Below are 18842 nucleotides of genomic sequence, written 5' to 3'. Positions count from 1 at the left end.
CCGCCATGATACCCTAGCCTGGGCGTATGCGGCTTAAGGACCTGGGTGAGCGGGCCCTCCTCCGGAAGCTGGCCCCCCTGGGCTATCCCCAGGAGGCCCCCTTGCCCCCGGGGGACGATGCCGGGGGGGTGTGGTGGGAGGGGGTGGCCTGGCTCCTGAAGACCGACGGCTTCTCCTACCGGGAAGTGGCCCTTGCCGGCATGGGGCCCTTTGAGGTGGGGTGGCGGGGGGTGGCGGCCACGGCCTCCGACCTCCTGGCCAAGATGGGGCGGCCCTTGGGCTTTACCCTGGGGCTCTTCCTGCCCCCGGACCTGGAGGAGGACTTCGCCCTGGCCCTGGTCCAGGGGGCGGCGGAGGCTGCCAGGAGGCTGGGGGCCCCCCTCCTCGGGGGGGACACCAACGCCGGGGCGGAGGTGGCCCTCACCGTCTCCGGCTTCGCCCAGGCCGAGGCCCCCCTGCCCCGGCGGGCCCAGCCCGGGGACCTCCTCTACCTGGCCGGGGACCGCTGGGGCAGGACGGGGGCGGCCATCCGGGCCCACTACGCCGGGCGCTCCCTGGAGGCTTTCCCCCGGATTCGGGAGGCCGCCTTCTACCCCCTGCCCCGCCTGGAGCTCCTGGCCCTGGCCGGCCACCTGCGGGGGAGCCTGGACTCCTCGGACGGCCTGGCGGAGACCCTGTGGCAGCTTTCCGAGCTGGGGGTGCGGGTGGAGCTGGAGGCCCTTCCCCTCTACCCTGATGTCCTGGCCTTCGCCGGGGATGAGGAGGGGGCCCAGGAGCTGGTGCTTTACGGGGGGGAGGAGTTTGAGGCGGTCCTGGTGGTGCCCCTCGAGGCGGAAGGGGAGGTGCTGGCCCGGGCCCGAGCCGTGGGCCTGGAGCTCTTCCGCGCCGGGCGGGTGGGGGAGGGGGAGGGGGTTTTCCTACGGGGGAGGCCAGTGCCCCGCCAGGGGTACGCCCACTTCTAGGGCTATACTCTTCCCATGCGGGCCTTTAAGGCGCACCTCCGGGGTCTTTCCCCTTACCCCTATAAGAAGGTGGAGGCCCCGGTGAAGCTGGACCAGAACGAAAGCCCCTTTGACCTGCCCCAGGCCCTCAAGGAAGAGGCCCTGCGCCGCATGGCCCGCCTTCCCTGGAACCGCTACCCAGAAATCCATGCGGAGGGGCTCAGGCGGCGCCTGGCGGCCCAGGTGGGCTGGCCGGAGGAGGGGGTGGTGCTCTCCCCCGGCTCCAACCTCCTCATCCTGGCCCTGAGCCTGGCGGCGGAGTCCGTGCTGGACCTGGCTCCCTCCTTCCCCCACTACGCCCACGCCGCCCGGGTGGCGGGGACCCCCTACCGGGCCGTGCCCCTGGGGGAGGGGTTTTCCCTGGACCTAGAGGCCCTCCTGGCTGTCTTCCAGGGCGGGGTCTTGTTCCTTCCCAACCCCCACGCCCCCACGGGGGCACTCTTTCCCGAGGAGGCCCTGGAGGCCCTGGCGGAGCGGGCCAGGGAGGTGGGGGGGCTTTTGGTGCTGGACGAGGCCTACCGCGAGTTCGCCGGCACGGACCTGAGCCGCTTGGGCCGGGACAACCCCCATGTGGCCCTGTTGCGCACCTTTTCCAAGGCCTTCTCCCTGGGGGGCGTCCGGGCGGGCTACCTCCTGGCGGCCCCGGAGGTGGCGGCGGTGGTGCGGGAGGTCTTGCCCCCCTTCGTTCTGCCCGCCCACACCGGGGCCATCCTGGAGGTGGTCCTGGAGAACCCGGGGTATGCGGAGAGGGTGGCGGCCCTCGTGCGGAAGGAGCGGGAGCGGGTCTACCAGGCCCTAAAGGACCATCCCACCTGGCGCCCCTACCCCAGCCACGCCAACTTCCTCCTGGTGCGGACCCCCCATGCGGCCGAGGCCTTTGCCCACCTCCTGGCCCAGGGGGTTTTGGTGCGCCGCCAGGACCACTACCCCGGCCTGGCGGGGTGCCTGCGGGTGACCATCGGGGCCAAGGAGGAGATGGACGCCTTCTTGCGGGCGGCCTTCGGGGTGGCCTATGCGTGAGGCCCTGGTGGAGCGGGCCACGGCGGAGACCTGGGTGCGCCTCCGCCTGGGCCTAGACGGCCCCGTGGGGGGCAAGGTGGCCACGGGCCTCCCCTTCCTGGACCACATGCTCCTGCAACTCCAGCGGCACGGCCGCTTCTTCCTGGAGGTGGAGGCCCGGGGGGACCTGGAGGTGGACGTCCACCACCTGGTGGAGGACGTGGGCATCGCCCTGGGCATGGCCCTGCGGGAGGCCCTGGGGGAGGGGGCGGGCCTGGAGCGGTACGCGGAGGCCTTCGCCCCCATGGACGAGACCCTGGTGCTCTGCGTGCTGGACCTATCGGGCAGGCCCCACCTGGAGTACCGCCCCGAGGCCTGGCCCGTGGTGGGGGAGGCCGGGAGGGTGAACCACTACCACCTGCGGGAGTTCCTGCGCGGCCTGGTGAACCACGGCCGCCTCACCCTGCACCTCAGGCTCCTTGCGGGACGGGAGGCCCACCACGTGGTGGAGGCCAGCTTCAAGGCCGTGGCCCGGGCCCTGCACCGGGCCACCCGGCTTACCGGCGAGGGGGTGCCCAGCACCAAGGGGCTTTTGTGATATGCGGGCGCTTCTGATTGACTACGGCTCGGGCAACCTGCGCAGCGCGGCCAAGGCCCTCGAGGCCACCGGATTCACCGTCTGGGTGGCCTCCGACCCCGGGGCTTACCTCGAGGCCGACCTCCTGGTTCTGCCCGGCCAGGGGCACTTCGGCCAGGTGATGGCGGCCTTTCGGGGAAGCGGCTTTGCCGAGCGGGTTCTGGCCCACCTGGAAAGGGGGCTTCCCTTCCTGGGCATCTGCGTGGGCATGCAGGTCCTCTACGAGGCCAGCGAGGAGGCCCCCGGGGTGGGGGGCCTGGGCCTCGTTCCGGGCACCGTGCGCCGCTTTCCCCGGGGGCGCGTGCCCCAGATGGGCTGGAACCAGGTGGCCTTCGCTGGGGCCTTCGCCGGGCTTTCCGGGCGCCACTTCTACTTCGCCAACTCCTACTTCGGCCCCCTCACGCCCTTTTCCCTGGGCCAGGGGGAGTACGAGGGTACCCCCTTCACCGCCCTCCTGGCCAAGGAGAACCTCCTGGCTCCCCAGTTCCACCCCGAGAAGAGCGGGCGGGCGGGGCTGGAGTTTTTGGCCCTAGCCCGCGGCTACTTCCAGGTCCTCTAGCCGCAGGAGCCGCCCCTGGGCCCCGATGGCGGTGGCGGCCAGGGCTCCGGCCAGGTTGGCCAGGCGGGCCGCCGCCACCGGGGGCTTCCCCGAGAGGATGGCATGGGCAAAGGCGGCGGTGTAGGCGTCCCCCGCCCCCGTGGAGTCCACGATGTCCTCCACCGGAAAGGGCTCCACCAGCTCCTCCCCCTCCGGGGTCACCACGATGGAGCCCATGGCCCCCACCTTGATGGCCAGGTGGGCAAAGCCTTCCTGGCGGAGCTGGGCCACCCCCTCGGAGAGGGAAGGGGCACCCGTGAGGGCCAAAAGCTCCGTCTGGTTCATGAGGAGCCAGCTTACCCCCCGCAGGTGTTTGAGGAGTTCCTTCCTCGCCGCCCGCACCGCTCCCGTGCCCAGGTCGGCGAAGATGGGCATCTCCCGCTTCCTGGCCGCCTCCAGCACCTCCACGGCGTAGCTGCGGGAGGGCCCACCCACCAGGCTGTAGGCGGAGAGGACCACGGCGTCCGCCTGGTCCAGGAAGCGGGGCTTGAAGAGGGAGGGGTCCAGGTGCCGGCTGGCCCCCTCGGCGCTCACCATGGCCCGCTCCCCTCCGGGCACCAGGAGGATGAGGACGGAGCTCGTGGTGTGCTCAGGGTCTTCCTGCAGGTGCCGTAGGTCCACCCCCGCTTCCCGCACCCGGCTTAGGGCCAGCTCGGCAAAGGGGTCCTGGCCTACCCGGCCCGCCAGGTAGACCCGGTGGCCCAGGCTGGCCAGCTGGGCCGCCAGGGTGCCCCCGGCCCCCCCCGGCTTCATCAGGGCCCGCCGGGAGGGGATCTCCTCCCCTGGTTCTGGTATTCGCTCCACGAAAAAGAGTAGGTCCACGGAAACGTCGCCCACCACGAAGAACCGCATCTCGCCTCCTTCTGCCCAAGGCACAGGGTTTGCCCTCACTATAGCGCAAGGGCCCCGTTGCTTTGGCAGGGAGTATACCCCTCCATCATGAGAGAAACGTAACAAGCCCTGCCCCCGGGGGCAGGGCGTTGGCTCAGGCGCCTAGAACCTCCGGTCCACCACCAGGCCCCCTTCCAGCTCGCCCACCAGCTCCACCTCGTCCACCCGCAGGCCGGTGGCCTTGGCCAGGGCCTCGAGGAGGCCCGGGGGCACCTTCTCCGCCTTGAGGCGCAGCACGAGCTTATCTGTGCCCTCCAGCTTCCGCTCCACCACCACCTGGAACCCCCTGGGGTCCAGGCCGAACCCCCCCAGGATGGGGGCCAGCTCCGTGGGGTAGAGCTTCACCCCCTTCACCTTCACCATCTGGTCCGTGCGGCCGAAGACCCCCCGGGGCAGGACGGTGAGCCCTTCCCGCCTCTCGGCGATGGCCAGGTCCCCGGTGCGGAAGCGCACCATGGGCATGAGGGTGCGGCTCAGGGCCGTCACCACCAGCTCCCCCTTTTCCCCATCGGGCACGGGCTTCAGGGTCTCGGGGTCCAGCACCTCCAGGACGGCCATCTCGGGGATCTCCCAAAGCCCGTCCTTCTCCAGGCGCTCCCCGGCCACGATGCCCAGCTCGCTGGTGCCGTAGGCGTCCAGGGCCGTGCACCCCAGGAGGGCCTCCACCTTCTCCCGGAAACCAGGCACGGAGGTGAAAGGCTCCCCGCCCGCCAGGAGGAGGCTGAACCTGCCCCCCGCCTGCCCCACCTTCAGGGCGAAGGAGGGGTTGGTCACCAGCACGTCAAAGCCGTAGGCCTGGCCGATCTCGGCGATGCGGGAGGCCTCCCCGGGCCCATGGGGGAAGACCAGGTTCCCCGCCCGCCAAAGGGCCTGGTGAAAGAGCCACCCCCCGGCGAAGACGTGGTAGCTGAAGGCCACCAGCACCCGCTTCCCCACCAGGCCCAGGCGCCGATAGTGGGCGGCCAGGGCCTCCGTTTGGTAGCGGAGGTCCTCCTGGGAGAGGTATTCCGGCATCCAGCCCATGAGGGGGCTGGGGGTGAGGTGCATGAGGCTTGCCCCCTCGGGGGGCCGGGGGTTTTCCTTGAGGTAGGCCACCCACTCCTCCCGGGTGGTGAGGGGGAGCTCCTGGAGGTTTTCCAGGGTGAGTCCTTCCGGGTCCACCCCTTTGAACTTCTCCCGGTACACGGGGTGGTCCTTGGCCGCGCGCACCACCTCCCTGAGCCTCTGCAAACGGTCCATGTCCGGCCTCCTTTGCCGGGGATTATACCCTAGCCCTCGGCCAGGTCCAGGAGGCGGGGCAGGTCGGCTTCCAGGGCCTCCCACCCCTCCCGGCGCAGGGTGATGTGGCCCACCTTGCGCCCTGGGCGCACCGCCTTGCCGTACCAGTGGAGGTGGGCCCCGGGCAGGGCCAGGACCCGGGCGAAGTCGGGTTTAAGGCCGATCAGGTTGGCCATGGCGCTCACCCCCCGGGGGGCGGTGCTCCCCAGGGGCAGGCCCAGGAGGGCCCGGAGGTGGTTTTCAAACTGGCTGGTCTCCGCCCCCTCTATGGTCCAGTGGCCGGAGTTGTGCACCCGGGGGGCCATCTCGTTGAAGAGGAGCTCCTCTCCCACCTGGAAGAACTCCACGGCCAGGACGCCCACGTAGCCCAAGGCCTCGAGGGCCCTTCCCAGGTACCCCTCGGCCTTGGCCTGGAGGCCCGGGCTGAGCCCGGGGGCCGGGGCCAGGGAGAGGCGGAGGATGCCCCCCTGGTGGCGGTTTTCCACCAGGGGGTAGAAGGCCACCTCCCCCTCCCGGCCCCGCACCCCCAGCAGGGAGACCTCCCGGTCAAAGGGGACGAACCCCTCTAGGAGAAGGCCGCGCCCCCCTAGGGCCAGGAAGGCCTCCCGGGCCTCTTCAGGGGTGCGCACCAGGGCCTGTCCCTTGCCGTCATAGCCTCCCCGGCGGGTCTTGAGGAGGGCGGGAAGGCCCACGCCCTCCAGGGCCTCCTCCAGCTCCTCCAGGGTGTCCACCGGCTGGAAGGGGGGTGTGGGCACGCCCAGCCCCCGCATGAAGGTTTTTTCCGCAAGCCGGTCCTGGGCCACCTCCAGGGCCTTGGGGGGGGGATAGACGGGAAGCCTTTGGGCCAGGAAGCGGGCCGCCTCCACGGGCACGTTTTCAAACTCGTAGGTGACCAGGTCCAGCCCCTGGGCGAAGCCTTCCAGGGCCTGGGGGTCTTGAAAGCTCCCCACCCGAAGCTCCCCCACCTGGCCGGCGCAGGCCTCGGGGGAGGGGTCCAGGAAGCGGAAGGTGAGGCCTAAGGGGTAGCCGGCCAGGGCCAGCATCCGCCCCAGCTGGCCCCCGCCCAGGACGCCCACCCTCATCCTTCCTCCCGGGGGTCGGGGTGGGCCAGGACGGCCTCGGTCTGGGCCTGGCGGTAGGCCACCAGCCGCGCCATCACCTCGGGATGGGAAAGCCCCACGATGCTGGCCGCCAGAAGCGCGGCGTTCACCGCTCCCGCCTTGCCGATGGCCAGGGTGCCCACGGGAACCCCCGCGGGCATCTGCACGATGGAAAGCAGGGAGTCCAGGCCCTTGAGGGCGCGGCTTTCCACGGGCACCCCCAGGACCGGCAGGGGGGTGTGGGCCGCGGTCATCCCCGGGAGGTGGGCCGCTCCCCCGGCCCCGGCGATGATCACCAGGAGGCCCCGCTCCTGGGCGGTCTTGGCGTATTCCGCCATGAGGTCCGGGGTGCGGTGGGCGGAGACCACGCGCACCTCGTAGGGGATTTCCAGGGCCTCGAGGGTCTCCGCCGCGTGCCGCAGGGTTTCCCAATCCGACTTGGAGCCCATGATGACGCCCACCAAAGGCCGCATCGTACCGGATTGTACCAAGCCTGCCCCCGCGTGGTAGAAGCCGGGGTATGGACGCTTTAGAGCTCCTCAGGCTCAACCTCCTTTCCCCCATGGTCCTCGCCTTCGCCCTGGGGGTTTTGGCCCGGCTGGTGAAGAGCGATCTGGCCTTCCCCGAGGCCATGTACACCGCCTTGTCCATCTACCTCCTCTTCGCCATCGGCTTTAAGGGAGGGGTGGAGCTCTCCAAGACCCCCCTCCTCCTGCTCCTCCTGCCCGCTCTGGCCACCCTCTTCCTGGGCCTTTTCCGGCCCCTTTTGGGCTATGCCGTGGCCCGCCGCTTCCTGGGGGTTTCCCGCCCCGATGCTGGGGCCTTGGCCGCCCACTACGGCTCGGTCTCCGCGGTCACCTTCCTGGCGGCCCTCACCTTTGCCCAGGCGGTGGGGCACCGGCCCGAGGGGTTCATGCCCACCCTGGTGGCCCTCCTGGAGGTGCCGGGCATCGTCCTGGCCCTCCTTTTGGCCAAGCGCGGTGGGGGAGACCTGGGCGAGGCCCTGCGGGAGGTGCTCACGGGCAAGAGCGTGGTCCTCCTCCTGGGAGGGCTGGGCATCGGGGCCCTTTCCGGTGAAGCGGGGATGGAGCGGGTCAAGCCCTTTTTCGTGGACCCCTTTTACGGGGCCCTCACCCTCTTCCTCATGGACCTGGGCATGGTGGCGGCCTCGAGGTTTTCCGCCTTAAGGCAGGTGGGCTTCCGCCTGGTCCTCTTCGGCACCCTCCTGCCCCTTTTCCACGGGGCCCTGGGGGTCTACCTGGGCCACCTGGTGGGGCTTTCCGTGGGGGGGGCCACGGTCTTGGGGGCCATGTCGGCCAGCGCCAGCTACATCGCCGCTCCCGCGGCGGTGCGCATCGCCCTGCCTGAGGCCAACCCCAGCCTGTACCTGGCGGCCAGTCTGGCGGTGACCTTTCCCTTTAACCTGGTCTTGGGGATTCCCCTCTACCACGCCCTGGCCGTGGCCCTGGGGAGGTGAGGCATGGACCTGGTGCCCTTGAAGCTGGTGACCATCGTGGCGGAAAGCCTTTTGGAGAAGAAGTTGGTGGAGGAGGTCAAGCGCCTGGGGGCCAAGGGCTACACCATTGTGGCCGCCCGGGGGGAGGGCTCCCGGGGGATGCGCAGCGTGGACTGGGAGGGGCAGAACATCCGCCTGGAGACCATCGTCCCCGAGGAGGTGGCCCTGAAGATCCTCGCCCGGCTTCAGGAGGCCTACTTCCCCCACTACGCGGTGATCGCCTACGTGGAAAACGTCTGGGTGGTGCGCGGGGAGAAGTACGTCTAGGCCTGGGATTTGGACTTCCTCCGGCGCCAAAGGAGGGGAAGGAGGGCGAGGAGGAAAAGGGCCGGCCAGAGGAGCCAGGGGGAGACCCGCTGCCCCAGGAAGTAGGCCAGCAGGACGAGCCCCTGGGTCCAGAGGAGGCTCCCCACGGCGGAGAGGAGGAGGTAGGCGGGCAGGGGAAAGCCCAGGGCCCCCATCAGGAGGGGAATGGCGGTGCGCAACCCGGGCACGAAGGGGGCCAGAAGGAGGGCGGAGGGGCCAAAGCGCAGGAGGACCCCTTCGGCCCGCTTCCTGGTCCCCTCGGGGAGGCGCTCCCGAATCTTGGGGCCCAGAGCCTTCCCCAAGCCGTACCCTACCCCGTGCCCCAGGAAGCTTCCCAGGAAGAGGAGGGGCAGGAGGGGGAAGAGGGAAAGCCGGCCCTCCCCCGCCAGGGCCCCCAGGGCCAGGAGGAGGGTATCCCCTCCGGGGACGAGGAGGCCGAAGGGAAAGCCCACCTCCAGGAAGAGCAGGAGGGCCGAGAGCCAGGCCAGCATGCCCACCTCAGGAGGGCTGGGGGGCGGGCTTGCGCAGGGCCCAGAGGCTTCCCAGAAGGAGGACGCCCAAAATGAGCAGGCTGAAGGCCTCCTTGTCCAGGCCCACCGCCAGCTCGGGGTGGTGGAGGGCCTCCTTCACCAGCTTGTCCCATCCCCCGAGGGCCAGCTTCACCCCGGCCAGGCCCACCACCACGTAGGCCAGGTGTTTGAAGCGGGGGTAGCGGTCCAGGAGGACCACCACCAGGCTGGCCAGCATCCTCAGGGCCAGGATGCCCAGGAAGACCCCGGTGTAGATGACCCAGAGCTTGTCGGAAAGGGCCACGGCCACCAGCACCGAGTCCACGGCGAAGGCCAGGTCCATGAGCTCCACCTGGGCCACCACCTTCCAGAAGTGGGCGGCGCTCACCTCCAGGGGGGCGGTGTGGCCCTCCTCGGGCTTGAGGAAGTGGCGGAAGGCGATGAAGAGGAGGTAGGCCGCCCCCAGAATTTGGACCCACCAGAGCTTGATGACCAAGGCAGCGAAGAGGAGGGCCAGGCCCCTGAACACGTAGGCCCCTAGGATGCCGTAGAAAAGGGCTTTCTTCCTCAGGTGGACGGGAAGTTTCTGGACGATGACCCCTAGGATAAGGGCGTTGTCGGCGGAAAGGATCACCTCGAGGGCCACCAGGATGAGGATTACGGAAAAAACTCCAGCTTCCATGCGTTACCTCCAAAGAAATAGACCACCGCTTTCTGCGGTGGTCTCGCCCAGGCTTCTTGCCCCCAGCCCCCGGGGCTTAGGCCCGTCCTGACGGGAGGCTGGCCTTGGGGCTACTCCCCAACCGAAGGTCATTATAGTCGGGATGGTGGCCCAAGAGGGTAGCCGGGAAGGGGGTCTTGGGTATCCTTAGGGGCATGGACGAGGTGCGCCAGGAAGGTTCCGCCCTTCCCACCAAGGAGCAGGTCCTCGAGGCCCTCAAGGTGGTCTACGACCCGGAGATCCCGGTGAACATCGTGGACCTGGGCCTGGTCTACGACGTGGAGGTTCACGAAAACGGCGTGGTGGACGTGACCATGACCCTCACCGCCATCGGTTGCCCCGCCCAGGACGTGGTCAAGGCGGACGCGGAGATGGCGGTCATGCGCCTGCCTGGGGTGCAGGGGGTGAACGTGGAGTTCGTCTGGACCCCCCCTTGGACCCCGGCCCGGATGACGGAAGAGGGCAAGCGCATGATGCGCATGTTCGGCTTCAACGTCTAGCCCTCCTGGCCCGGGAGGTTTGCCCCCTAGCCCCTGCCTGGTAGGGGTGAAAGAATAGGACCATGCCGGTCAGCCGCTACTACGACGTCAAGCGGGACGAACGGGGCGAGCGCTACCTGGAACCCTACGTGACGGGCTTTCTCCTCCTCAGGCTTCCCCTCCTCAACAAGGGCACGGCCTTCACCGAGGAGGAGCGAAGGCTTTTGGGCCTGGAAGGCCTCCTTCCCCCCCATGTGAACACCCTGGAGGAGCAAAAGGAAAGGGTCTACCGCCGCTACCGCCTCCAGACCTCCCCCCTGGAGAAGCACATCTACCTCCGCCACCTCCAGGACCGCAACGAGGTCCTCTTCTACGCCCTTCTGGTGGACCACCTGGAGGAGATGCTCCCCATCCTCTACACCCCCACCGTGGGGGAGGCGGTGCGGGAGTTCTCCCACATCTACCGCTATCCCCGGGGCTTCACCGCCAGCACCAGGAACATAGACCACCTGGAGGAGGCCCTGGCCAACGTGCCCCTGGAGGAGGTGCGGCTCATCGTGGCCACGGACTCCTCCGCCATCCTGGGCATCGGCGACCAGGGATATGGCGGCATGGCCATCAGCATCGGCAAGCTCACCCTGTACACCGCGGTGGGGGGGGTGGGCCCCGACAAGACCCTGCCCGTGGAGCTGGACGTGGGCACCGACCGGGAGGACCTCCTCAAGGACCCCCTGTACCTGGGGGTGCGGCACCGGCGCCTCACGGGGGAGGCCTACTACCGCTTCCTGGACCGCTTCGTGGAAGCGGTGCGGCGGCGCTACCCCAAGGCCCTCATCCAGTGGGAGGACTTCGCCAAGGAGAAGGCCTTTGAGGTACTGGAGCGCTACCGCAAGGTGGTGCCCTCCTTCAACGACGACATCCAGGGCACGGGGGCGGTGGCCCTGGCCGGGGTGCTCTCCGCCTGCCACCTCAAGGGGGAGAGGCTTTCCCACCAGGTGGTGGTGGTCTACGGGGCAGGGGCCGGAGGGATTGGCGTGGCCTGGGCCCTGGTGGAGGGGATGAAGCGGGAGGGGCTTTCCGAGGAGGAGGCCCGGGCCCGGGTCCTGGTTCTGGACTCCAAGGGCCTCCTCCTGGAGGGGCGGGGCATGGAGGCCTACAAGCGGCCCTATGCGCAGAAGGCGGAGCGCGTAGCGGGCTGGCGCTTCTCCGGGGCCTACCCCAACCTCCTGGAGACCATCCAGAACGCCCGGGCCACCGTCCTCCTGGGGCTTTCCGGCCAGGGGGGGAGCTTCACCGAGCCCGTGGTCCGGGCCATGCTGGCCCACACCGAGCGGCCCGTCATCTTCCCCCTTTCCAACCCCACCTCCGCCAGCGAGGCCCTGCCCGACGACCTCATCTACTGGACGGAGGGCCGGGCCCTGGTGGCGGCGGGAAGCCCCTTCCCCCCCGTGGGCTACATGGGCCGGGTCATCCCCGTGGGCCAGGGGAACAACGCCTTCATCTTCCCGGGGCTTGGCCTGGGGGCGGTCCTGGCCCGGGCGCGGGAGGTCACGGACGGGATGGTGCTGGAGGCGGCCTACGCCCTTTACGACTTCACCCGGGCCCACTTCCCTGAGCTTCTCTACCCCCCGGTGGCCCGCCTGCGGGAGGTCTCCCCTTACGTGGCCGCCCGGGTGATGCAAAAGGCCCTGGAGGAAGGGGTGGCGGAGGAGGAAAGGGTGCAGGGGCTGGACCTGGAGGGCCTTTTGGCCTTCGTGCAAAGCCGCTTCTGGGAGCCCCGGTACCTGCCCTACCGCCCGGCCCCGGTAATCTAGGGGCATGGCCTGGCGGCTTTTCGCCCTGGAGCTTTCCCCTACAGGGGCGGGGGAGGCTTCCTTCCCCCAGGCGGGGGAGCCGGAGGGCTTCTGGCCCCTGGAGGACCCCTGGGAGGCCAAAAGCGCCCCCCCAAGGCCCTGGCCCGAGCCCCTTTACTTCCTGGACGGGAGGGAGCGGGTGGAGGCCCTGATCGCCGAGGGGCGGCGGCTGGCCCTCCTGGGGGCGGTGGCCGCGGGAGCGGTGGTCTGGGAGGGGGGGCGGATGCGCCTGCTGGAGCCGGTGGTGCGCCGGGTGGGGGTGGGCCTCTCCGAACCCCTGGCGGTAGGGGAGCTGGTCTATGAGCCCTTCCCCGCCGAGGGGACCCTCGAGGCCCTGCAGGAGGGTTTACGCCAGGCCCGCTCCCTCCTGGAGGCGGAGGTGGCCCGGGGGCTTTCCGGGGGGCTTCTTTTGCTGGACGGCCCCGTGCGCCTGGAACGGCAGGGGGTTTTGGGCTACATCAAGACCCACTGGGTGCGCTACCTGCCCAGGGAGCGGGAGGCCCTCCTCTGGGCCCTGAGGCCGGGGGAGCGGACCCCTGCCTTCCGGGTCCGCCGGAAGGGGCAGGAGCTGGCCAGCTGGTACCTGCGCCTGCCCCTGCCCCCGGAGGGCTTCCGGCCGCCCCAGGCGGGCCTCTTGCGGGTGGAGACCCCCTTGGGGGAGGGGTTTTTGGCCCTGGCGGACCTCTCCTTAAGCCTTTTTCCTCCCCTGGCCTCCCACCCGGTCAAAGACCCCCGCGCCCCCCAGAACCTTACCCCCGTGGGGGGGCTGGAGCGGGAGCTGGCCCGGCGCATGGGGAGCCGGGAGGTGGTGGGCCGCATCCTGGCCCGGCATCTGGGAGGTGGGTAGTGGAGCGCATTGGCGTGGTGCTGGGAAGGCGCGAGGCCACCCCCCTGGAGTTCTGGGTGGGGGTGGAGGGGGAGGGGCTCCTCCGCCTGGACGATCTGGTGGTGGTGGAGGGGTTCCACCCCAAGGTGGGCAAGGTGCGCTACTTCGGCATGGTGGACCACGTGGCCAAGGCCCACGAGGGCGAGGGGTACGACACGGACACCTTCCTGGCCGTGGAGGGGAAGATCCCCGTGAGCCTGGCCTATGTGGCCCACGTGAGCGTGACCCGCATCCTCCCCGAGGAGTTCTTCCCCCCCGACCCCGGCTCCCCCGTCTACCTGGCGGAGGCGGAGGACCTGGAGCTGGCCCTCTACTACGACGCCATGCGCAACCAGCGGGGGAGCACTAAGCTTCCCGCGGGGCTTCTGAAAAACGGGGAGGTGGCCTACCTCAACCTGGAGTTCCTCAACGGGGTCAAGGGGGGGCACGTGAACATCTCCGGCATCAGCGGGGTGGCGGCCAAGACCAGCTACGCCACCTTCCTCCTCAAAAGCCTCTTGGAGAGCGGGGCCCTCGAGGACGCCCACCAGGCCAAGGTCCTCCTCTTCAACGTGAAGGGGGAGGACCTCTTCTTCCTGGACAAGCCCAACAACCGCCTCACGGAGGAGGCCAAGGAGGAGTACGCCCGCTTGGGCCTTCCCGCCACCCCCTTCGGCAGCGTGGCCTTCCTGGCCCCCCCCAAGAAGGAAGGCTACCTCCCCGACCTGGACACCCGCCTGGACGCCAAGGTGAAGGCCTACCACTGGGACCTGGTCCAGTTCGCCAGCCGGGGGCTTCTGCCCTTCCTCTTCGCCGACCGCGGGGCCATGACCAACCTGGGTTTCCTCATCGCCCACGTGACGGAGAAGCTCCGCCGGCTGGCCGAGGGGCAGAAGGGACCCCATCTCCTGGTGGAGGACTGGGAGGAGGCTGACCTTCCCGAGGGCCTCACCTTTGACGCCCTGGGCAAGGCGCGCCTGAAGGGCTTCGCCGACCTGGTGCGCTACCTGGAGTACAAGCTCCTGGGGCCGGAGGCCGGGGAGGGGGAGGGGGACAGGGCCTGGACCGCCCGGCAGGCCCGGGGGACCCTCGAGGCCTTCGTGCGCCGCCTCAGGGCCAGCGTGGAGAACGTGGCCCACCTCATCCGCGGCGACCGCCCGGGCAACCCCCCCGACCCCCTCAAGGGGGAGCAGGTCCACGTGGTGGACCTGGCCAAGCTCTCCCCCCAGGCGCAGATGTTCGTGGTGGGTAGCCTCCTCAAGGACCTCTTTGAGCGCAAGGAGCGGGGGCAGTACCGGGGGCGGGTCTTCATCGTCCTGGACGAGCTCAACAAGTACGCCCCCCGGGAGGAGGAGAGCCCCATCAAGGACGTCCTCCTGGACATCGCCGAACGGGGGCGCTCCCTGGGGGTGATCCTCATCGGGGCCCAGCAGACCGCCAGCGAGGTGGAGCGCCGGGTGGTGGGCAACGCCGCCATCCGGGTGGTGGGCCGCCTGGACGCCGCCGAGGCCGAGCGCCCCGAGTACCGCTACCTCCCGGCCTCCTTCCGCCAGCGGGCCCTGATCCTGCCCCAGGGCTGGGTGATCCTCCACCAGCCGGAGATTCCCGTTCCCCTTCTGGTGCGCTTCCCCTTTCCCGCCTGGGCCACCAAGCGGGAGGAGGTCTTGGAGGATAACTCCGCGGAGGCCCTGCGCCGGGAGCTCTTCTGAGGCGGGGTTGGGGAACCCCCCTTCTGCCGGTAGGATGGGGTTGCCATGAAGAGGACCCCGCTTTACGAGGCCCACCTGCGCCACGGGGGGCGGATGGTGGAGTTCGCCGGCTTTGCCCTGCCCCTCCAGTACACCTCCATCCGCGAGGAGCACCTGGCGGTGCGCCGGGGGGCCGGGCTCTTTGACGTGAGCCACATGGGGGAGTTCCTGGTGCAGGGCCCCGAGGCCCTCCCCTTCCTCCAGTGGGCCACGGTGAACGATGTGGCCAAGCTCAGGGTGGGCCGGGCCCAGTACTCCATGCTCCCCAACCCCCAAGGGGGCGTGGTGGACGACATCTACCTCTACCGCCTGGGGGAGGACGCCTACCTCATGGTGGTGAACGCCGCCAACATGGCCAAGGACCTGGCCCACCTCCGCCACCTGGCCCAGGGGTTCCGGGTGGAGCTTACGGACCTTTCCCAGGACACGGCCCTCCTGGCCCTCCAGGGGCCCAAGGCGGCGGCCCTCCTCCAGGGCCTCACCGAGGCCGACCTGGCCTCCCGCAGGAAGAACGAGGTCTTTGAGGCCCGGGTGGCGGGGAGGCCTGCCCGCCTGGCCCGCACGGGGTACACGGGGGAGGACGGCTTTGAGCTCTTCCTGGCCCCCGAGGACGCGGAGCCGGTCTTTGAGGCCCTCCTCGAGGCCGGGGCCACCCCCGCGGGCCTGGGGGCGCGGGACACCCTGCGCCTGGAGGCGGGTTTCCCCCTCTACGGCCACGAGCTCACCGAGGAGACCAATCCCCTCTGCACCCCCTGGGCCTGGGTGGTGAAGCGGGAGAAGGACTTCTTGGGGAAGGAGGCCATGCTGGCCCAGGCCTGCCGGGAGCGGCTGGTGGGGCTGGTGCTGGAGACGGGCATTCCCCGGGAGGGCTACCGGGTCCTTTCCGGGGAACGGGAGGTGGGCCGCGTCACCAGCGGCGGGTTCTCCCCCCTCCTGGAGAAGGGCATCGCCCTGGCCTACGTGGCGGAGGACGCCCAGGAGCCCCTGAGCGTGGAGATCCGGGGCAAAGCGGTACGGGCTTCCCTTAGCCCCTTGCCCTTTGTGCCGCTAAAATAGCGGGGGTTAGGAGGCGCTATGGACATACCCAAGGACCGCTTTTACACCAAAAGCCACGAGTGGGCCCTACCCGAGGGGGACACGGTGCTCGTGGGCATCACCGACTACGCCCAGGACGCCCTGGGGGATGTGGTCTACGTGGAGCTCCCCGAGGTGGGGCGGAAGGTGGAGAAGGGGGAGGCGGTGGCGGTGGTGGAGAGCGTGAAGACCGCCTCCGACATCTACGCCCCCGTGGCCGGGGAGGTGGTGGAGGTAAACGCCGCCCTGGAGAAGACCCCCGAGCTCATCAACCAGGACCCCTACGGGGAGGGCTGGATCTTCCGCCTGCGCCCCCTGGACATGGGCCACCTAGACGACCTTCTGGACGCGGACGGCTACGCGGAGGCCCTGGAGAGCGAAGCCTAGGCCTATGGCGAAGCGGGGGTCCCTCGGCGCCCGGCCCTTAGCCGGGGTGGGAGGCCCCTCTGTGGCCCCGGGTCAAATGGCCCGGGCCCTTTGTTTAAGGATGAACCTATGGACTACACGCCCCACACGGAGGAAGAGATCCGGGCCATGCTGGAGCGGGTGGGGGCAGAGCGCTTGGAGGACCTCTTCGCCCACCTGCCCCCGGAGATCCTGAACCCCCCCATCGCCCTGCCCGAGCCCGAGCCGGAGTGGGCGGTGCTGGAGGCCCTGAGGCGCCTTTCGGAGAAGAACAAGCCCGCCCCCAAGGCCTTTCTGGGGGGTGGGGTGCGGAGCCACCACACGCCGCCCGTGGTCCAGGCCCTGGGCGCCCGCGGGGAGTTCCTCACCGCCTACACCCCCTACCAGCCCGAGGTGAGCCAGGGGGTCCTGCAGGCCACCTTTGAGTACCAGACCATGATGGCTGAGCTCACGGGCCTCGAGGTGGCCAACGCCTCCATGTACGACGGGGCCACCGCCTTGGCGGAAGGGGTCCTCCTGGCCCTGCGGGAGACGGGGAGGATGCGGGTCCTGGTCTCCCAGGGGGTCCACCCCGAGTACCGGGAGGTCCTTCGGAGCTACCTGGAGGCGGTGGGGGCAGAGCTCCTCACCCTGTCCCTGGAAGGGGGCAGGACCCCAAGGGTGGCGGTGCCGGAGGACGTGGGGGCGGTGGTGGCCCAAAACCCCAACTTCCTGGGGGCCCTGGAGGACCTGGCCCCCCTGGCCGAGGCGGCCCACGGGGCGGGGGCCCTTTTTGTGGCCGTGGCCGATCCCCTCTCCCTGGGCCTCCTCAAGCCCCCTGGGGCCTACGGGGCGGACATCGCCGTGGGGGACGGGCAGGTCCTGGGCCTGCCCCTGGGCTTCGGCGGGCCCCACTTCGGGTATTTGGCCACCAAGAAGGCCTTCGTGCGCCAGCTTCCCGGGCGGCTGGTCTCCGAGACCCGGGACGTGGAGGGGAAGCGGGGCTTCATCCTCACCCTGCAGGCCCGGGAGCAGTACATCCGCAGGGCCAAGGCCAAGAGCAACATCACCACCAACGCCCAGCTCACCGCCCTCATGGGGGCCATGTACCTGGCGGCCCTGGGCCCGGAGGGGCTTAAGGAGGTGGCCCTGGCGGGGGTGGCCGCGGCCCACCGCCTCTATGGGCTTCTCCGGGAGATCCCCGGGGTGGAGCCCTTCACCCCGGAGCCCTTCTTCAACGAGTTCGTCCTGCGGCTTCCCAAGCCCCCGGAGGCGGTGCGCCGGGCCCTGGCCCAAAGGGGCTTCCACGCCGCCACCCCGGTGCCCCGGGAGTACGGGGAGAACCTAGCCCTTTTTGCCGCCACCGAGCTTCACACGGAGGCGGACCTTCTTGCCCTTCGGGACGCCCTGAAGGAGGTGCTGGCATGAGCTTTCCCCTGATCTTTGAGCGGAGCCGCAAGGGTAGGCGCGGCCTAAAGCTGGTCAAGGAGGTGCCCCGGGCGGAGGCCTACATCCCCCAGGCCTTCCTGCGCCAGGACCCGCCCCGCCTCCCCGAGGTGGACGAGCTCACCCTGGTGCGCCACTACACCGGCCTCTCCCGCCGCCAGGTGGGGGTGGACACCACCTTCTACCCCTTGGGCTCCTGCACCATGAAGTACAACCCCAAGCTCCACGAGGAGGCGGTGCACCTTTTCGCCTACCTGCACCCCTACCAGGATCCCCAGACGGTCCAGGGGGCCTTGCAGCTCATGTGGGAGCTGGGGGAGTACCTGAAGGCCATCACCGGGATGGACGAGATCACCCTGCAGCCCGCGGCCGGGGCCCACGGGGAGCTTACGGGCATCCTCATCATCCGCGCCTACCACGAGGACCGGGGGGAGGGGAAGGAGCGGCGGCTCGTCTTGGTGCCCGACTCCGCCCACGGCTCCAACCCCGCCACCGCCAGCATGGCGGGCTACGAGGTGAAGGAGGTGCCCTCGGGCCCTGATGGGGAGGTGGACCTCGAGGCCCTCAAGCGGGAGCTGGGCCCCCACGTGGCCGCCATCATGCTCACCAACCCCAACACCCTGGGCCTCTTTGAGCGACGCATCCTGGAGATCTCCCGCCTGGCCAAGGAGGCCGGGGTCCAGCTCTACTACGACGGGGCCAACCTGAACGCCATCATGGGCTGGGCCCGGCCCGGGGACATGGGCTTTGACGTGGTGCACCTCAACCTCCACAAGACCTTTACCGTCCCCCACGGCGGGGGCGGGCCCGGTTCCGGCCCCGTGGGGGTGAAGGCCCACCTGGCCCCCTACCTGCCCGTGCCCACGGTGGCCCGGGGGGAGGAGGGCTTCTACCTGGACTTCCAGCGTCCCAAGAGCATCGGCCGCGTGCGGAGCTTCTACGGCAACTTCCTGGCCCTGGTGCGGGCCTGGGTCTACATCCGCACCCTGGGCCTGGAGGGCCTTAAGAAGGCCGCGGCCCTTTCCGTGCTCAACGCCCGCTACCTCAAGGAGCTCCTGAAGGAAAAGGGTTTCCGCGTGCCCTACGACGCCCCGTGCATGCACGAGTTCGTGGCCCAGCCCCCCCAGGGCTTCCGCGCCCTGGATCTGGCCAAGGGGCTTTTGGAGCTGGGCTTCCACCCCCCCACGGTCTACTTCCCCCTCATCGTCAAGGAGGCCCTGATGGTGGAGCCCACGGAGACCGAGGGCAAGGAGACCCTCGAGGCCTTTGCCGAGGCCCTGGGCGAGCTTTTGCAAAAGCCCAAGGAGTGGCTGGAGGGTGCCCCTTACTCCACCCCGGTCCGCCGCCTGGACGAGCTTAGGGCCAACCGAAGCCCCAAGCTCACCTACTTTGACGAATAAAAAGGGGGCGGGGCTTTGGCCCCGCCCCCAGCCTTCC

General features: G+C 69.9%; 20 protein-coding genes. 14 read left to right on the top strand and 6 right to left on the bottom strand.

Annotation, left to right across the window (positions count from 1 at the left end):
• The first annotated feature begins 26 nt into the window (after nt 1–26).
• From B128_RS0107980 to hisH, 4 genes are read left to right on the top strand one after another with little or no spacing between them, the layout of a single operon-like run.
• On the top strand, nt 27–962 hold the full coding sequence (locus tag B128_RS0107980) for a thiamine-phosphate kinase (RefSeq protein ID WP_018111754.1): 936 nt from the start codon (nt 27–29) through the stop codon (nt 960–962).
• A 15-nt stretch (nt 963–977) separates the two neighbouring features.
• Nucleotides 978–2021, top strand: coding sequence for a pyridoxal phosphate-dependent aminotransferase (locus tag B128_RS0107975; protein ID WP_018111753.1), 1044 nt, complete (start codon nt 978–980; stop codon nt 2019–2021).
• Entirely contained in the window at nt 2014–2598 is a 585-nt protein-coding gene (gene hisB / locus B128_RS0107970) for an imidazoleglycerol-phosphate dehydratase HisB (RefSeq protein WP_018111752.1), read from the top strand. Before B128_RS0107975 ends, hisB begins: the two co-directional genes overlap by 8 nt.
• Before the next feature lies 1 nt (nt 2599).
• Nucleotides 2600–3196: an imidazole glycerol phosphate synthase subunit HisH gene (gene hisH / locus B128_RS0107965; protein WP_018111751.1), complete on the top strand. Its 597-nt coding sequence runs from the start codon at nt 2600–2602 to the stop codon at nt 3194–3196.
• Here hisH and B128_RS0107960 read toward each other — a convergent pair.
• The 4 genes from B128_RS0107960 to purE all read right to left on the bottom strand — a co-directional run bounded on the left by B128_RS0107960 (nt 3167) and on the right by purE (nt 6977).
• Nucleotides 3167–4087 (bottom strand): carbohydrate kinase family protein, encoded by a 921-nt coding sequence (locus B128_RS0107960; protein WP_018111750.1) that lies wholly within the window; start codon nt 4085–4087, stop codon nt 3167–3169. The two genes, hisH and B128_RS0107960, sit on opposite strands and share 30 nt — an antisense overlap.
• 141 nt (nt 4088–4228) lie before the next feature.
• Nucleotides 4229–5365: a phenylacetate--CoA ligase family protein gene (locus B128_RS0107955; protein WP_018111749.1), complete on the bottom strand. Its 1137-nt coding sequence runs from the start codon at nt 5363–5365 to the stop codon at nt 4229–4231.
• A 29-nt stretch (nt 5366–5394) separates the two neighbouring features.
• Nucleotides 5395–6486, bottom strand: a complete 1092-nt coding sequence (locus tag B128_RS0107950; RefSeq protein WP_018111748.1) for a 5-(carboxyamino)imidazole ribonucleotide synthase — start codon at nt 6484–6486, stop codon at nt 5395–5397.
• Nucleotides 6483–6977 (bottom strand): 5-(carboxyamino)imidazole ribonucleotide mutase, encoded by a 495-nt coding sequence (gene purE, locus B128_RS0107945; protein ID WP_018111747.1) that lies wholly within the window; start codon nt 6975–6977, stop codon nt 6483–6485. The genes B128_RS0107950 and purE overlap by 4 nt, the downstream gene beginning before the upstream one ends.
• Before the next feature lie 47 nt (nt 6978–7024).
• Here purE and B128_RS0107940 point away from each other — a divergent pair, with 47 nt between their 5' ends.
• Both B128_RS0107940 and B128_RS0107935 read left to right on the top strand, forming a co-directional pair.
• Nucleotides 7025–7981, top strand: a complete 957-nt coding sequence (locus B128_RS0107940; RefSeq protein ID WP_018111746.1) for a sodium-dependent bicarbonate transport family permease — start codon at nt 7025–7027, stop codon at nt 7979–7981.
• Nucleotides 7982–7984: 3 nt separating this feature from the next.
• The gene (locus B128_RS0107935; protein ID WP_018111745.1) at nt 7985–8287 is read left to right on the top strand and encodes a P-II family nitrogen regulator; all 303 of its coding nucleotides are present in this window, start codon (nt 7985–7987) and stop codon (nt 8285–8287) included.
• On the opposite strand, the gene B128_RS0107930 is transcribed toward B128_RS0107935, so the two are convergent.
• Complete coding sequence (locus tag B128_RS0107930; protein WP_018111744.1) at nt 8284–8817, bottom strand: DedA family protein; 534 nt, start codon at nt 8815–8817, stop codon at nt 8284–8286. The genes B128_RS0107935 and B128_RS0107930 overlap by 4 nt on opposite strands.
• A 7-nt stretch (nt 8818–8824) precedes the next feature.
• Nucleotides 8825–9517 (bottom strand): TerC family protein, encoded by a 693-nt coding sequence (locus B128_RS0107925; protein WP_018111743.1) that lies wholly within the window; start codon nt 9515–9517, stop codon nt 8825–8827.
• A 194-nt stretch (nt 9518–9711) separates the two neighbouring features.
• On the opposite strand from B128_RS0107925, the gene B128_RS0107920 reads away from it, so the two are divergent.
• From B128_RS0107920 to gcvPB, 8 genes are all read left to right on the top strand, one after another.
• Nucleotides 9712–10056, top strand: a complete 345-nt coding sequence (locus B128_RS0107920) for a metal-sulfur cluster assembly factor (RefSeq protein ID WP_018111742.1) — start codon at nt 9712–9714, stop codon at nt 10054–10056.
• Between the two features lie 62 nt (nt 10057–10118).
• On the top strand, nt 10119–11849 hold the full coding sequence (locus B128_RS0107915) for an NAD-dependent malic enzyme (protein WP_018111741.1): 1731 nt from the start codon (nt 10119–10121) through the stop codon (nt 11847–11849).
• Nucleotides 11850–11853: 4 nt separating this feature from the next.
• The gene (locus tag B128_RS0107910; RefSeq protein WP_018111740.1) at nt 11854–12735 is read left to right on the top strand and encodes a nuclease; all 882 of its coding nucleotides are present in this window, start codon (nt 11854–11856) and stop codon (nt 12733–12735) included.
• A complete protein-coding gene (locus B128_RS0107905; protein WP_018111739.1) occupies nt 12735–14462 on the top strand; it encodes an ATP-binding protein in 1728 nt (575 codons plus the stop codon). Before B128_RS0107910 ends, B128_RS0107905 begins: the two co-directional genes overlap by 1 nt.
• 45 nt (nt 14463–14507) lie before the next feature.
• Complete coding sequence (gene gcvT / locus B128_RS0107900; protein WP_018111738.1) at nt 14508–15557, top strand: glycine cleavage system aminomethyltransferase GcvT; 1050 nt, start codon at nt 14508–14510, stop codon at nt 15555–15557.
• An 18-nt stretch (nt 15558–15575) separates the two neighbouring features.
• Entirely contained in the window at nt 15576–15962 is a 387-nt protein-coding gene (gene gcvH, locus B128_RS0107895) for a glycine cleavage system protein GcvH (protein WP_018111737.1), read from the top strand.
• 108 nt (nt 15963–16070) lie between these two features.
• On the top strand, nt 16071–17387 hold the full coding sequence (gene gcvPA, locus B128_RS0107890; protein WP_018111736.1) for an aminomethyl-transferring glycine dehydrogenase subunit GcvPA: 1317 nt from the start codon (nt 16071–16073) through the stop codon (nt 17385–17387).
• Nucleotides 17384–18805 (top strand): aminomethyl-transferring glycine dehydrogenase subunit GcvPB, encoded by a 1422-nt coding sequence (gcvPB, locus tag B128_RS0107885; protein WP_018111735.1) that lies wholly within the window; start codon nt 17384–17386, stop codon nt 18803–18805. Before gcvPA ends, gcvPB begins: the two co-directional genes overlap by 4 nt.
• Nucleotides 18806–18842 lie beyond the last annotated feature (37 nt).

It is taken from the genome of Thermus igniterrae ATCC 700962 (assembly GCF_000376265.1).
Classification (GTDB): domain Bacteria; phylum Deinococcota; class Deinococci; order Deinococcales; family Thermaceae; genus Thermus; species Thermus igniterrae.
Note: the sequence above shows the minus strand (reverse complement) of the source record. Positions and strands in the feature narration are given on the sequence as shown.